Source organism: Myxococcus sp. MH1, assembly GCF_059738865.1.
Window position 1 is genome coordinate 190,915 of sequence record NZ_AP026947.1, and the last position, 15,719, is coordinate 206,633.

General features: G+C 73.3%; 5 protein-coding genes. All 5 read right to left on the reverse strand.

Features of this window, described 5'->3' with window-relative positions:
- Window positions 1-247: 247 nt before the first annotated feature.
- The 5 genes from AC6JA9_RS00775 to AC6JA9_RS00795 all read right to left on the reverse strand — a co-directional run bounded on the left by AC6JA9_RS00775 (window position 248) and on the right by AC6JA9_RS00795 (window position 15,691).
- Entirely contained in the window at window positions 248-2,092 is a 1,845-nt protein-coding gene (locus AC6JA9_RS00775) for an SWIM zinc finger family protein (RefSeq protein WP_497958937.1), read from the reverse strand.
- Window positions 2,089-8,619, reverse strand: coding sequence for a HEAT repeat domain-containing protein (locus AC6JA9_RS00780; protein WP_497958938.1), 6,531 nt, complete (start codon window positions 8,617-8,619; stop codon window positions 2,089-2,091). Before AC6JA9_RS00780 ends, AC6JA9_RS00775 begins: the two co-directional genes overlap by 4 nt.
- 54 nt (window positions 8,620-8,673) lie before the next feature.
- Window positions 8,674-11,403 carry a hypothetical protein gene (locus tag AC6JA9_RS00785; RefSeq protein WP_497958939.1) on the reverse strand — a complete coding sequence of 910 codons (2,730 nt, stop codon included), beginning with the start codon at window positions 11,401-11,403 and terminating at the stop codon, window positions 8,674-8,676.
- A 100-nt stretch (window positions 11,404-11,503) separates the two neighbouring features.
- Window positions 11,504-12,328, reverse strand: a complete 825-nt coding sequence (locus AC6JA9_RS00790) for a phospholipid scramblase-related protein (RefSeq protein WP_223749365.1) — start codon at window positions 12,326-12,328, stop codon at window positions 11,504-11,506.
- Window positions 12,329-12,370: 42 nt separating this feature from the next.
- A complete protein-coding gene (locus AC6JA9_RS00795; protein WP_497958940.1) occupies window positions 12,371-15,691 on the reverse strand; it encodes a carboxypeptidase regulatory-like domain-containing protein in 3,321 nt (1,106 codons plus the stop codon).
- Between the last annotated feature and the right edge of the window lie 28 nt (window positions 15,692-15,719).

The following is a 15,719-nucleotide window of genomic DNA, read 5'->3' on the forward strand; positions in this document are numbered from 1 at the left end:
TCGTTGGCTCCGCTGCCCACCCCGGCCGTAGTGCATGGGAGGGAGAGAGCCAAGAACAGGCTACCTTGCGGAGAGTGTCCTGCATTCAAACCGGAGCGGCGCAACGCCGCTCCCGCGCTCGAGGCGCTCAGGCTGATGCACTCCAGACCTCTCTCGGCTGCTCGCGCGTGAAGCGCGCTTCATCGTGTCTTCCGTCGCACCTTCCCTGTCGGCCGCCTTTGAAGGCGACCGAGCCGTGGTTGAGGGTTTACACCAATGACGAGGCCGCGTCGATGTAGCCGTCGGCCGAAAGCTTCTCCAGGCGCGTGAAATACGCGGTGCGCGCCTCCACGTCCGTGTCGAACCAGAGCCGCTGGTGACGCGCTTCGCCGGTGCGAAGGCCCCACTCCACGGCGACCACCTGGCCATCCAGGGAAACGCGGTACACCATCTCCTGTCCGCTCTCCGCGTCGCGGCGCACGTACGAGCGCGTCTCCGCGCGGATGTGCTTGCGGCCCTCGGGCGTCTGCCGGAGCGCCTCTTCCTCGGCGCGGCGGCGCGCGTAGACCAGGCGCAGCGCGAGCTGGTGCTCGCACGGACCCTCGCGCATGCCGGAGCGGCGGAAGTGCGGACACCCGCAGGACGCGTCCTTCACGCGGCCTTCCAAATCCAGCGTGAAGCTGGGGAAGAAGCTGCGCACGGCCTCGCGGTCCACCACCTCGCCGTGGATGCGCGTGCCCTCGCCCACCATGTCATGCACCTTGGTGAGCTTCACCTCGCCGGCACCCGGGCCGCCGTCGCCGAGCAGGCGGTGGGCGCGGGCCTCGCGCTCGCTGCCGAAGCGGATGACGGACTCGTCCACGGGCGTGGCCATCAGCTCGCGCGGGCGGTACTTGCCCTGGGCCACGTCGAAGAGGACGCGGCCGCGCAGGCACTCGAGCTGCAGCGCCGCGCGCACCTGCTCCTTCGTCGCGCCACCGGCGGCGGCGACCAGCGGCTCGAAGGTCTGCGGGCCGTCGGCGCGCAGCTTCCCGCGCAGCTTCTCGGCCAGCCCTTCCGGCACCGCGCGGGGCATGAGCACGTCGAAGGCCGCGGCGGAGGACCAGCCGCTCTCCGTCCAGCCCGTGAGGCCCATGGTCAGCGTGGCCTGGCCCATGTCGATGACCCAGAACACCGGCAGGCCCGGACCCATGAGCTGCAGGCGCACGGACTTCGCATGCGGCAACAGCCGCGCGAGCGCGACCAGCCGCTGACGGCCGAACGTGCGCACCACCGCGGGCGCGGTGCCGGTGTACTTGCCGCCGTGGCACTCGAGCACCAGCTCCCACGGCTCCAGCACCAGTCGGGGCGGAGCGCCGGGGACCAGCTCGAAGCGCAGCGCGCGCGGGGCCTTCTTCGCCTTGCGGGTGCGCAGCGCGGAGAGGAGGTTGTACAGGTCGATGGGCGCCAGCTCGCACGTGTTCGCGGGCAGCGTCGCCGCGGACTGCACCTGGAGGAAGCCGCGCAGCCACGCGTGCGGCACCTGCACGTTGCGCGGCTCACGGGCCTGTTTGGCGGGCAGCGCGACGTGGGCCTCCAGCGACACGGGCAGGTAGGTTCGCAGCCGGTCCATGCGCGAGAGCAGGTCCGATGGGACGTCCAGGAAGGTGGAGCCGTGCGCGGCCTCACGGCCCTCGAAGAGGCTGTTGTCCAGGGACAGGCGCGCGTAGGCGCTCTCGTCGCGGGAGAACACCTCCAGCGAGACGCTGTCCGGGTCCACGGTGAGCACCGGGTCCAGCACGGCGTCCTGCTTCTGCTCGCCGTCGAGCGCGTTGTCGAGGAAGGCCTTCTGGGCCTCCCAGATCTGCGCGCTCGCCCGCTTCCCCTTCTTCATGAGGTACGCGAGGTACGCGGTGCGGTCCTTGCCCCGGTAGCGCAGGTCGCTGGCGAGGATGCCGAACGTGGCGGTGAGCGCGTCGCGGAACAAGGACGCGTCCTTGAGGCGGCCTCGCACGCCGACGGTGCCGCGCGAGCCCTCCAGGGCCAGGAGCACGCGCGAGGCGTCCGCGTGGGACTCCACGTCGCTCGCGGTGGCGTAGCGAAGCTCGACGGGGTGACGGGTGGCGGTCGTCACGACGGGTTCCCTTCCTTCCGGTGGTTCTTCGCGCGCTCGGCGGCGCGACGTGCACGTTTGTGGGCGCGCCAAGCGGCCTTGCGCAGCTCCACGGACTGAGACTTGTCGAAGGCGGCCGTGTGCAGCAGCTTCGCCGCCTCGTCACCGCCCAGCCGGCCCATGCCGGCCCAGGCTTCCTGCTTCACCTCGGGCTTCGCGCTCTGGGCCAACGCGGCCAGCGGCGCGAGATTCCCCTGACCCAGCAGCGAGGGCTCCGCGAGGCGGCGACCCTCGGACGTGGCCAGGGCCTCGGCGGGCACCCTCGCGCCCGTGGGCCCCAATGCCACCGGGTCGAACGGCTTCACCTCCAGCGCCCAGGCCGCGGCCTTCTCGGGGGCCAGCCGCGCCAGTGCATCCGCGGCCGCCGAGCGCACCCGGGCGTCCGGGTCCGTCAGCGCGCCCTTGAGCACGTCCGCGGAGGCGGCGCGCTCCTTGTCGTTGGACAGCACGGGCGTCGAGGTGTCCTGGCCCTGGAGCTTCAGCGTGGCACCGGCCGTGCCCAGGCGGGACAGCACGCGGGCCGCCTCCTGACGCACGGTCGCGGGAGAGCCATGCTCACCGGCCTTGAGGATGTCGCGCGCGGAGTCGGCGAGCCCCGCCGTGCCCAGCCGCGAGCCGGCCCACAGGAGGCGCTCCCACGCGGAGGCGAGCGCGGTCTTCTTCGGGCCGGGAGGCGTGGCCGCCCAGTCCTTCGCGGTGCGCCGCTCGGAGGTGACCAGCGCGCGGGACAGCGCCGCCAGGTCCACCTGTCCGGAGGCGCGCGCCTCGCCGGTCCACGTGCCAATCAGCAGGGCCGCCTCCTGGCGGGCCTCCGCCTTGTCGTGCTCCAGCAGCGTCACCGTCTCGGGCACCGGCAGCGCGCCGCGCCGCGCGAGTCCCCGACGCAGGCTCAGCCGCAGCTCCTCGTTGGTCAGCGTGGCGAGCCGGGGCACCAGCAGCGCCGGGTCGCCCTCGCGGGACAGGTACGTGACGGCCGGCTCGGAGATGTCCTGGTAGCGGCTGGCCACGGCGAGGAACTCGACGCGGGTGCGCTCCTTCGGGAACAGCTCGTCCAGCGCCTTGCGCGCCTCCTTTCGGAGCAGCTCCGTGGAGTCGTCCAGGATGGTGGCGAGCGTGGTCTCCGCCTCCACGTCCTTGAGCTTGCCCAGCTCCTGCGCCGCCGTGATTCGCACGAGCAGGTGGGTGTCCGTGTCGAGCAGCAGCGCCTCGACCTTTACCCGGGCGCGCTCGCCGCCGATGGCGCGCAGGCCCTTCACGCCCGCCTGCTGGAGCGAGACGTCGGCGCCCTCCACCGCGGCGGCCTCCACCTTCTCCTCGACGCGGCGGCGCTCCTCGCCGTCCGGCAGCCGGCCCGCGAGACGACCCAGGCCCTCCACCGCCGCCCACACCATGCTCGGCTCGGTGGGCGCCTCGGGCGTGCCACCGGCGGCCACCGTCTCCAGCTCGCTCAGCGCCCGCGCGTCACCCAGCGTGCCCAGGGCGAGCAGGGCGCGCTCGCGCTGACCGTCCTCACCGGCGCGCGAGTACAGCAGCAGGGGGCGCAGCGCGCTCACGCCGCGCAGGTGCGCGACACCCTCGGCGGCGGGCAGCATCAGCTCGCGAGCCCCACCGCGCAGCACGTCCTCGAGCGGGCCCACGGGGGCGGCGTGCTCGATGACGCGCTTGGAGTACAGCGACACGGCCTCGGCGCGCACCGTGACGTCCCGGTCGTTGAAGAGGCTCACCAGGACCTCGGACTGGCCGGCCTCGGCGCCGTGCTCCAGCTGGCGCAGGGCCACCTGTCGCACCGCCACGTCCAGGCTCTTCACCGCCTGCCGCAGGAAGCGCAGCGCCAGCGTCGCGTCGCGCTTCTTCACGTCCGCGCCCGCCACCTGCATCGCCGCGGGGACACACGCGACGCGCACCGCGCTGGTGTCGTCCTCCAGCACGCGGCGCGCGAGCACGTCCAGCGCCTCGGGGCGGCGCGTCTGTCCCAGCGCGTCCACCAGCCGCAGCCGCTCGTGCGGGTCCGTGGACACATTCAGCCGCGCGGCCAGGGCGCTCACGGCGGAGGGCGTGGCCAGTCGGGCGAGCGCCTCCACCGCGCGCCTGGCGACGGCGGGCGTCTCCGAGCGCAGGAACGAGGCGAGCACCTCCACCGCGCGCTCGTCGCCGCGCCACGCGAGCAGCTCGGACGCGCGCAGGCGCAGGTCCTCGTGCTCGCTGGACATGGCCCGACCCAGCGCCTCGGTGACGCGCGAATCGTTGGCGCCGGCCAGCCGCTCGATGACGCCGACGCGCAGGTCCGCGTGCTCGCTGCCCAGCGCGGCCAGCAGCGGCTCCAGGCTGCCGGGAGGGCTGAGCTTCTCGAGCAGCTCGAACGCGTAGCGGCGCACGTCCGACAGCGGCGAGTTGAGCGCGGCGGTGATGCGCGGCTTCGCGGCGTCCCCACGCTCGGCCAGCTCGTCCAGCGCGATGCGCGCCACGTCCGGCGACAGCGAGGCCAGGGCCAGCGAGAGCGGCTCGTCGCTGCCCGCGGGGAACAGCTCCTTGAGGCCGGTGAGCGCGGCCTTGCGCACCAGTTGGTGCGGGTCCTCCAGGGCGCGCAGCAGCGCGGCCACGGCGGCGGGCGTGCCCGCGTAGCCCTCCTGGGTGAGCTTCACCACGCGGTCCACGGCGTCGCGACGGACGCGGTGACCCTCGTCGTCACCCGCGGACACCTGGCGCAGCAGGCCCACGTACGCGCCGAAGGCCAGCCGGCGCAGGTGCTGACGCTCGGCGTTCGTGGCCGCCTCGGGCGAGGAGGTCTCCGGCGTACCGGGCTTCGTGGCGGAGAACAGCCGGCGCAGCCAGCTCTTCGCGGGCGTGGCCTGCACGGGCGACACGTTGGGCGCCGTCTCCGGCTTCCACGGGGCGTCCAGCGAGCTCGGCCGGGCGACCTTCAAGGCCTCGCGGAAGTAGTCGAGCGGCTTGTTGCGCAGCAGCAGCACCTGGGCCGCCGCGTAGCGCTGCTCGGGCTGACCGCTGGACAGGGCCTCGGCGAGCCCGACCATGCGCCTGGCGCGGTCCTCCTCGGAGGGCCAGTCCTTCATGTCGCCGACCTTGTCCGGCTTCGGCGGCAGCAGTCCCTCGACCAGGTTCGCGCGGTACGCGTCCGTCTCCGTGCGCAGCTCCAGCGCGCGGGCCGCGGCGTAGCGCACCTCGGGCCGTCCGCTGGACAGCGCGCTGGCGAGCAGGTCGGGCGGCTCACCGCGACGGGTGGCGCGCAGGTCCCGCGCGAGGACGATGGCGAACACCATCTCCTGCACCTCGCGCGCGCGGTCCTCCAATCCGTGCAGCAGGCCACCGTCGCCCTCGGAGCCCAGGGCCGCGAAGGAGAGGATGGCGCCCAGCCGGATGGGCAGGTGGTCATGGCGCAGGTTGCCGGTGAGCACCGGCAGCGCACGCGCATCACCCAGGCGCGACAGGCCGTCCGCGCCCCACGAGCGCACCGCCACGTTGGCGTGGCTGAGCGCGTCCAGCAGGTAGCCCTCGTCGCCCCGACGGCTGGCGGTGGCGAGGCCGCGCGCGCCCTGCTCCTGCAAGTCCCCCAGCTCGCTCGTCAGCAGCGTGGTGGCGAACCAGGACAGGAGCCGACGCGAACCCAGCGTCGCGAGCGCGCGGGCGCCGCGGATGCGCAGCGGGATGAGGAACGCGGGCGGGTACTGCCGCTCCAGTTCCTTGTCCATCAGGTTGCGCATCGGCTCGATGATGTCCTCGGCGCCACGGGGCGCGAGCAGCTCGGACGCGCGCACGCGCACCGGCAGCGAGGCGGAGGACAGGCCCGCGAGCAGCGGCCCGTTCTCGCCCGGAATCAGCTTGTCGAGCGCCTCCAGCGCGGCGACGGCGACGTCCAGTTCCTCATCCTGCACGCGCTTGAGCAGCGGCGAGCGCAGGGGCTCGGCGGGCGCGTGCACGGAGCCCTTCGCGGCCAGCACGCGCAGGGCGGGGTGCGTCGACGCGAGCGCGGCCAGGTGCGGCTCGGGCTTCTCCTTGCCCACAAGCTTCACCCACGCCTCGTACGCGGCGGTGGCGACGCCCACGTCGCGGTCCTCCACGGACTTCTTCAGCCGCTCCTGCGCCCAGCCCTCGGCGCCGCGCTGCGCGAGCACCTCCACCGCGCGGCCACGCAGGTCCGGGAAGCGGCCCGCGAGCGCGCGGTCCAGCGCCTTCTCCGGCACCTTCTCGTTCCACGCCCACAGCGTGCGGAACGCCTCGCCGCGCACCTTGGCGGACTCGTCCTCCAGCGCGTCACCGAGCAGCGGCTCGGCTCCCTGCGCCGTGGCGCCCAGCTTCACCAGCCGGTCCAGGCCGCGCACGCGCACGTCCTCGTGACCGGAGCGCAGGGCCGCCTCGGCGGAGGCCAGCGGCGCCTCCGCGTCCAGCGCCACCACGGCGTCGAGCGAGGCCGCGCGCACGTCCGCGTTCTCGTCGTCCAGCATCCACACCAGTCGCTCGCGGGCGCGAGCGTCCTGGAGCGCCTGGAGGGCGGCGGCGGCCTGACGGCGGATGGCGGGGTCCGGCTCACGGGAGAGCTGCAACAGCGCGCCCAGCGCCCGGGCATCCCCCAGCTGCGCGAGGCCCCGAGCACCCCGGACGGCGGTGTCTGGCGTGCGGCAGGCCATGGCGGCCAGGAGCGGCTCCAGGTCGCTCTCCGTCAGCGAGGCCCCCACGGCGCCCTGCGCGGGAATCGCGTCGCGAGCGGCCTGCACGTCCGCGTCCGTCAGCGCGGCCGTCTGTCCCTGCCGCGAGCGCTGCGCGAGCCGGCGCGCCACGTCCTTGGTGGAGCGCGCGAAGTCCTCGTCGCGGCTCTCCAGCGCGTGCGCCAGGGCGCGGCGCTCCAGCACGCGGATGGTGAAGGCCACCCGGCGCACGTCCGCGTCGGCGTCATCCAGCGCGCGGGCGACCAGCGGCTGCAGCTGGGCGTGACGCAACAGGCCCGCTCCGGCGATGCGCACCAGCACCTCCACGCGCAGGCGCGGCTGGCCCCGCTCGAAGGCGGCGCGCAGGGGCTCGGTGTCGGCGGGCGCGGAGACCTCGGACAGCGCGTCCAGCGCGGCCAGCCCCACGGTGGCGTCCGACTCACCCAGCTTGCTGGCGATGAGCGCGGGGACCAGCGGGGACGCGCGGCCCAGCTTCGCCAGGCGCTTGAGGCCCGCCACGCGCATGTCCACGAAGCGCGAGTCCAGCGCGGCGCGGGGCGCGGCCAGCGGAGACTCCGTCTCCAGCACGTCGAGGGCCTTGAGGGCCTCCTCGCGCACCTGGGGATGGTCGTCGTCCAGGCGCTCGCGCAGCTTCGGACGGGCGGCGACGCGGCCCTTCTCGCCCAGCTCGCGCGCGGCGAGCCGGCGCACCTCCGCCTCCTTGTCCGTGGAGAGCACCTGGAGCACGAAGTCGAGCGCCTCCGTCTCCTCCAGCGCCACGGCCTCGCGCACGGCGGCCTCGCGCTTGGGGCGGCCCGCCTTCAGCGACTCCGTCAGCACGTCGAGCCCGTGCCGGGACACGGCCTGCCCGTTGGCCGGCTTGCCGTCCGTCTCGATGCCGAAGCGGAAGACGCGCCGGTCCTCGCCCGCCGTGAAGATGGCGCCCAGCGACGTGCGCGCCTCACGCGGGTTGCCGGGCGCCACGAACACCAGCGCGTTCACCGGCTTGCTGCCGCAGTCCAGCGTGCGCGGCTTGCGGCGCTCATCCAGCCGCCACACCTTCACCTTGCCGTCGCTGCCCGCGGACCAGACGCGGTCCCCCGGCTCCTCGTCGTCCTGCGCGGCGGGCGTGGGCGGGAACACCAGCGCGAGCACCGCTCCGGCGTGACCGGAGTCCTTGTCGCCGCGCACCTCGAACTCCACCGCGCCCACCAGGTACCAGAAGCGCACCTTGCCGTCGTCGCCACCGGAGGCGAGCCGGCCGTCGCGCGGCGTGAAGGCCAGCGCGCGCACCGCGCCCTCGTGGCCCGCCATGTCCCGGCGCTCACCGGTGGCCTGGGTGAACGAGCGCACCACGCCGTCATCACCGCCGCACGCGACGAACGTCCCGGACGGGTCCACCGCCACCGCGCGCAGGGGCTGCGGCGACGCCTTCCACTCGTGCACCTTGCGCGCGCCGTCCCACTCCCACCCGCGCACCACGCCGTCCGCGCCCGCGCTGAACAGCACCTTGCCGTCGGGGCTGGAGGCCAGCGCGGTGACGCCGCCCGGGTGCGCGTCGGTGAGGCGCGTCTGCACCTGTCCGTCGGAGACGGTGCCCAGGCACAGGGTGCCGTCGGCCAGGGCCGCGGCGAAGCGCTCGCCCGACAGGGCCAGGGCGCTCACGGCGGAGGGGAGCTCACTGCTCCACAGCACCTTGTTGGAGGCCAGCTCGTACGCGGTGAGGCGGCTGGGCGCGGACGCGCGGGCGCCGCCGAGCAGCAGCACGCGGGGGTTCGCCGCGAGCGCGCGGAGCTTTTCGATGTTGCCGATGGCGAGAACGGACATGAAGTTCTTTCCGGGGCGCCCGTCGGGCACCCGTTACGCTGGGAATGCCGACGCTCAGAAGCTCCCGAGCTGCGCGCTCGGATGCGCGGTGCGCAGCTGGACCAGGGACGCCAGGCAGCTCTGCCACTCACCCTTCGCCATGGAGCCGGTGAACTCCCCGAGCACCGGCGCGATGACCCGGGCGAAGCTCTCGTCCTCCAGGCCCAGATCCCGCACCAGCTCGATGACCCGACGCTTGGCGACGCTGGCCGACAGGCGCTTCTGCACCTCGCCCTCGCGCGCCTCCTTGGCGCGGCCCGGGGGCAGGCCGAAGAGCATCTTGCGCAGGAACTCGCGCAGGGCCGGCACGTCCGCGAACGGCGCGCCGCCCCCCGTGGCGGGGGCCTCCTTCGCGCCCGCGGGCTTCCACCCCTCCGGCAGGTGCGTGGGGCGGTGCTTCTCCCAGAGCAGGCGCACCGCGAACAGGCCCACCTCGCGGTCCGCGCTCTGCATCAGCCACGTCAGCCGCTCGGCGCCGCCCAGCCTGGCGTAGTGCCGGCGGATGAGCTCCACCGCCACCTCGCGCGTGCTGCGCTTGGTGCTCTCCGTGAGGGAGAAGACCTTCACCGGGTCCAGCTCCTCGGGGTGCAGCACGTAGCGGGCGTCCGCTCCCTCCTCACCCGCGCGCAGGAGCGCGTCGTAGGCCAGGTTGCGGATCTCCTTCGCCTCGGCGTCCGCCAGCTCGTACACCCGCGTGTGCCAGCCCCACGCGCGCAGCTCCGCGCGGGTGACGGCGAGCGCGAAGCGGCGCACGTCGTCGCGCGCGTCGAACAGCGCGGGCCACAGCTTCTCCGGCGTGTACGCCTTGCGCGGCGCCTTGGGCTTGATTTCGTACGACTTCGACTCCGGCTGCTCCGGCCCGATGAGGGGGTGGTGGCAGCGCAGGTACGTCTGGGCGAACGCGCGCACCGGCACCGGCTGCTTGGCGCCCAGCGCCAGCTCGAACAGGCGCTCCAGGCCCGCCGCCGCGTCCCCCGTGTCGCTGAAGTCCGCGGGCGCCACGTACTCGAGCAGGTAGCGGTGCGCGAAGTCGTGCAGCGTCGGGTCCGCGCGCCGCGCCAGCGCCAGCAGCCAGGGCACCGTGAGCTGCCGCGCGGTGAACAGCTTGCGGTTGCCCAGGAGCGCCAGCGCCACGTGCCGGTGCTTCGCGCTGAAGACCAGGCCCTTCACCTTCTCCACGTCCAGCCCCGGCAGGCTGTCCGCGCGCTGCAGCCACGTGGCCACCTGCGAGCCGATGCGCGGGTGCGCCGCCTTGTCCAGGAGCCACTCCGGACCGATGGCCGCCGGCGCGTACGACGACAGCGCCTTCACCACCAGGCCCTCCACCGGGTACGGCTTCTTCGTCAGCCGCGGGTCCTCCAACAGCTCCTTCCAGAACGCCACTGGCATCTCCCCGGCCGCGTACTTGGACTGCACGTACCCCTTGGCCCAGTTGAGCTGCTCGGACGTGCCCAGGTACATGTCCCGCAGGAAGCCCGACGTCAGCTCCGCCCGGTCGAACGACTGCTCCAGCGACTTCGCCGCGAACGCCGCCGTGGCCTTGTAGGGCAACAGCCGCCCCAGCAGCTCCATCCCCAGCTCGCGCGGGTTTCGCTTCTCCAACGTGGCGGCCGCGAAGGACTTCACGTCGTTCTCGCCCTTGGCCACCAGCTCCACCAGCCGCTCGGCGGCCAGGTCCTGCGCGTGCGCCCGGGCGTACTCGATGGCGTACGTGCGCGCCTTGCCACTGGGTGACATCAGCAGCGCGATGACCGCGTCGTGCAGGCCCAGCTCGCGCAGCTTGCTCTGGTGGAACTCAGGGGAGCCCTGCAGCGTCTCCACCAGGAAGTCGTGGGCGCTGGCCAGGGGGCGACGCGCCAGCCGGTCCAGCCACGCGGGCGTCACCTTGCGCAGGCTCTCCGGGAAGTCCTTGCGCAGGCCCTGGATGGCGAAGCGCGCGGCGGGGTCCGACATGCACGTGTCGAGCAGCCGCATCAGCGCGTCCGGCGAGCGCTTCCACGCCTCCGTGAAGGCGCGGTGCTTCACCATGTCGCCCGGCGGCTGGATGCCGAAGGAGCCGCCCGTGTAGTTGCCGGTGCCGTGCGCCCAGATGTGGTGGGCCACCCAGACCGAGTACCAGGACGTGTCCTCCTGGTAGTGGCGCAGCACCTCCACGGCGAACTGCGGGTACAGCTCCGGGACGGCGGCGCCCAGGTGACGCAGGTAGCGCCACGCGCGGCGGCGCAGGTACTGGAGCGTCCCGCCGGAGACCTCGTGCTTGTAGGACTGCCGGCGCTCCACGTCGAAGCGCCACGCGAGCACGCCGAACAGCTCCGCGTCGTGGTCGGCCTCGGCCAGCTTGTAGATGCGCTTGAGCCCGCCCCACAGGCCGAACTTCAGGTCCGCGGTGGCCGCCAGCTTGAGCAGCACCGCCCGCGACGCGTGGGTGTTCTTGCGGTACAGCGACACCAGCAGGTCCGCCAGCGCCAGCCGCGCGGGCTGGGGCACGTCCTTCTGGGCCAGGAAGCGCTGCCACGCGTCCGCGGAGGCCTCACGCCGTGAGTCGCTGTCGTAGCGGGCCTGCGCCTGGGCGAGCGAGCGCAGCAGCTTCTCGAAGGTGAAGGCGTCCTTCGGCGGGGCCTTGCCTTCCTCCGGCTCCGGCTCCTCCTGCTCCAGGAGGGCAAGCACGGCATCGGCCAGGTCCGGTGACTCCGCCTGGGCCAACCGCTCGAGGTCTGCTGCGTTCAGCGCGTCGCTCGTCGACATGGGCCAGGGGACTTAGCACATGCCGCCACTGCTGGCAGTGTGCGCACGCCCGCGTCCAGGTCTTCTCGCTTTCGGATGTTCCGCGACTCGCAGGAAGCCCTCAATCCACGATGTCCACGCCGGTGCCGAACAGCGAGCGATTCTTGCGGTTGTCGAAGTAGGTCAGGTCCACCAGCAGCGCGGCGGCCAGCACCAGTTGACGCAGCCGGCCGTCGGTGCACGAGGGCTGGAACTCCAGGCTGAAGTTGTCCGCGTCGCTGAAGGTCTCCTGCAGCAGGCCGCTCCACTTCTTGCGGATGACGGCCACCTGCTCGCCGCGCTGGAGGATGCGGAACGTCCACGGCTTCCAGAAGGGCCCCTCCACCGTGGCCAGCACCGCGCCGGTGGGCGACACGATGTCGAAGCCCCGGCCGAACAAGCGGAAGCGCTGGACGATGTCCCCCATGGGGCGGCCGTCCCACGCCGTCACCTCCGCGCGGGCGAAGAAGAGGTGCCAGGGCAGCTCCACCGCCATCGCCAGCGTGCCGCCCAACGTCATGCACTCCAGCCGGGCGCGGTAGAAGGGCCAGAAGTTCCGCGCCAGCCGCGACATCCAGCCCTCGCCCGTCTCGCCCACGTACACGGTGCCCCGGCCATCCTCGCCACAGACCTCGTACTTGTTCTTCCCCTCCCAGCCGATGAGGATCTCCAGCGTCTCGCGGAACTGGCGCATGCGCAGCGTGGCCGACGTCAGCACGGCCTCCAGCGACAGCCGCAGCTCCAGGCTCATGTAGCGCGGGTCTCCCGGAGCCCCCTTGCCCGCGAGCGCCTGCGCGGGCTCCTCGGGAGGGGTGGACGGCGCGTCCCGGGGCTCGGAGCGTGCTTTGCGCGCGCCCCAGTCCAGCTCCAGCTCCGAGTCGGTGCCCCACCCTGGCTTGTCACCCATGGAAGCAGGGCTTAAGCGGCATCCCGCGCGGACGCAAACGCCTCACTCGGACTCCGAATCCTCCGCCACCTCGATGGGCTCCAGGGGGTGCCAGGTGGGCTGGACGTCGAGCGTGACGGCGCCGCTCGCGGGCAGGTCCACCTCGCCCCGATGCACCTGCTCCCGGCGCGTGTCGAAGTTCAGGCTGCTGAAGAAGAACGTGTAGTGCCCGGCGGGCAGCTCCTCGAACGTGGTGTCGGTGTGGGGCCAGGACTGGACCGCCAGCCTCCGGCCCAGCTGCTCCAGCTCCAGCAGGGACTTGGGCAACGGCACGTCGCCGGGGAACAGGTAGGTGTTCAGGATGGCCACGCGCTCGTTCATCATCATCGTCCCCCGCGCGGGGAGGTTGAGCTTCAGCGTCGTCGCGCCCGCCATCTCCTGGAAGTGGAGCACCTTGCGCTCGCTCGGGCCCAGGCGCACGCGCTGGGGGAGGAAGCGCACGGAGTCGCCCTGGAAGCTCATGTCCTCCCCGGGCGCGACGGCGTACTCGCCGGGCGGCAGGCCCGAGACGCGGAACGTCCCGTTGCCCCGCTCCACGTCCAGGGCTTCCTCGGGGGCGAGCAGGTTCACCACCTGGACGTGGGTGTCCACGGGGCGGCCCTCGCGGTCCTTCACGGTGCCCTCCAGGCGCGCGCCGGAGGACATGCGCAGCTCCAGCGGCGCGCTGCTGTCGCCCACCTGCTCGCTGAGCGGCAGGTAGTCCGGATGGGTGAGCGTCAACACGAGCGGCCCGGGCTCGAGGGGTGGGAGCTCGAAGGAGCCATCCGCGCGGGTGATGGCCGACGCGAGCGAGGGCCGCTCCTCGTCCAGGTCCTCCGAATCCTCGTCCCGGCGCGCCCCGGTGCCAGGCGACTTCACGTCCACCTCCACGCCCACCACCGGCGCGGAGGTCCGCGCGTCCAGCACGCGGCCGCGCAGCCGACGTCCGGCCTTGAGCACCACGTCGCCCAGGTCCAGGTCCTGGCCCCGGGGGACCTCCACCTGGCGCACCACGCGCGTGAGCCCCGGGGCATCGAGGGTCAGCCAGGTGGTGCCCGGCTGCTCCAGGGACACCTGGAAGGCGCCGTTGGCGTCACGGTAGGGCACGTCGTCGATGTTGAAGCGGGTGACGGGTGTGCCGTCCTCTCGCACCAGGCGCCCGCGGACTCCGCCCACGTAGCGCACCACCAGCCTCAGGTCCGTCACGCCCGCCTGCGCCTGCACGCCCGAGATGCGCCGGGGGTCGTCGACGTCTGTCGCCTCGTCCGCGCCGCGCAGCGTGTAGCCCGCCATCGTCAGGTCCACGCGGTAGCGCCCCGGCGACAGGTGCTCGAGCGTGAAGCGCCCGTGCTCGTTGGACTGGGCCTGCGCGGGAGGGGGCAGGGGCGCGTGGTGTCCGAACCGTCGCCGGCCCGAGTCGGGCTCGGTCAGCGGATAGGCGAAGACGCTCGCGCCGGGCTGGGGCGTGCCGGCCTCGTTCACGACGAGCCCGGAGATGGACAGGCCTCCGTCCATCCGCACCGTCACCGTCTTCGTCTCGGTGGCCGTCAGCGTCACGTCGACGGTGGCCTCCCCCACGCCGCTGTGCTCGAGCGAGGCGCGCAGGACGAACCGGCCCGCTGGCGCGCCCTCCAGTCGGAAGGCGCCCTGCGCGTCGCTGCGCACCCAGATGGGCACGGGCTCCTCCTGGCCCGCGGGCGTCAGCGTGATGGCCACGTTCGGAATCGGGGTGTCCTTCAGGTCCACCACGGCGCCCACCACGCGCGCGCCCGGCTGCATCACGACGCGGACGTCCTGGGCGGGCGCCTCCACTTCCAGGGTGGTCGCGAGGAACCCCGGCACATCGGGCGTGAGCCGGTGGAGGCCGGGCGAGGGGAGGTTGAGCACGAAGCGCCCCGCGTCATCCGTCAGCGCGTCGATGACCGGCCCATCCGCGAAGGGCGCGTCCGGGTCTCCATGCTCCAGGTCATGGGGCTTGCCGTCGCGTCGGCCCTTGGGCTGACGCAGCCACTTCATGGCGGAGAGGGTGATGTCCGGCAGCGGTGTGCCCGCCGGGTCGACCACGATGCCCTCGATGACGAAGGCCCGCTCCATCGTGAGCTCCACGGGGGGCGTGCGATGCGTGACCTCCACCTCGGTGGTCTCGGTGGGAAGGAAGCCCTTGGCCGACACCGTGAAGTGGTGGGTTCCCAGCGTCGCCTCTTCCAGCTCGAAGCGCCCGTCGGCTCCCGTGACGGCTTCCGTGTCGGTGTAGACGGTGCCGCGTGAGTTGGCGAGCACCGTGGCGCCCTCGATGGGCTGGCCCGCGGTGTCGCGCACCACGCCCGTCACCCGCACGAGCGTGCCCAGGCGCACCGTCACCTCCGCCTCGGTCTGCTCCTCGTCGAGGGTCGTCTCCGCCTGGCCCTGGTGTTGTCCGTGACGGGCCTTCAGCACGTAGTCGCCCGGAGGCAATCCCTCCAGGACGAAGCGCCCGCGCGCGTCTGTCTCGGCGGTGACGCGGGTGTCGACGACCTCCACCTGGACGTTGGCGACGGGCTGCTCGTCGAGGAGCACCTGGCCCACGATGTTGCGGGGCCGGTGGAGCACGATGTCCTCCGCCTCCAGCTCATCGGGCGAAGTCGCCCGCATGCACGGGCCGACCCGCTGGTCGTCGTCCACCTGGAGTCCGTAGGTGCTCGCGGGCAGCGGGCCCAGCGTGAAGCGGCCGTCGCCGTTGCTGGTCGTCTGGAAGAAGCGCGAGTGTGCGGTGTGGAAGAGCGTCAGCTTCGAGCCCGCCACGGGGCGCAGGGCCTCGTCCACGACGCGGCCGGCGAAGACGACGCTCGGCTCGAGCACCAGCTCCACGTCCTCCGTCCCTGTCGTCACCTCCGTCGCCAACGCGGCGCCCTTCGCGCCCACGGCCCACAGCGCGACGGTGCCCTCGGGAAGGTTCCGCACCTCGAAGGCGCCCTCCGCGTCCGTGGTGACGCGCGCCACCACGGGCGTGTCGCCGCGGCCCGCCTGGATGAGGTCGCGCAGGGTGGCGAGCATGTCCGGGTCCTCGCACTCCGCCGCGGAGAGCGGGGGGTCGACGTCGGTTCCACAGGGGCGCAGCGAGAGCGACTCGCCGGGGAGGGCGCGCGAGACGGAGAGCTCCACGCCTGGGGCGGGGCTCTTGTCGGCGGCGAGCACGCGGCCGCGCAGGCTCAGCGTCCCGCGCACCTGGGCCAGCGGCGCGCTGTAGGAGGGGGTGACGGAGGCCGGCGAGGTGGAGGGCTCGGGGGGCGACTCCTGGACGAGGACGAAGGCCGCGCCCAGGGCGAGCACCGCGAGCGTGAGCGCCAGCACCAAGGGCCTTCGCATGGTTCCCTCCCCGTTGGAGGCCCACGGT

Excerpts from the sequence above, each read along its gene's own strand:
- AC6JA9_RS00785 (WP_497958939.1), bottom strand. The coding sequence starts at position 11,403 with ATGTCGACGAGCGACGCGCTGAACGCAGCAGACCTCGAGCGGTTGGCC.
- AC6JA9_RS00780 (WP_497958938.1), bottom strand. The coding sequence starts at position 8,619 with ATGTCCGTTCTCGCCATCGGCAACATCGAAAAGCTCCGCGCGCTCGCG.
- AC6JA9_RS00790 (WP_223749365.1), bottom strand. The coding sequence starts at position 12,328 with ATGGGTGACAAGCCAGGGTGGGGCACCGACTCGGAGCTGGAGCTGGAC.
- AC6JA9_RS00795 (WP_497958940.1), bottom strand. The coding sequence starts at position 15,691 with ATGCGAAGGCCCTTGGTGCTGGCGCTCACGCTCGCGGTGCTCGCCCTG.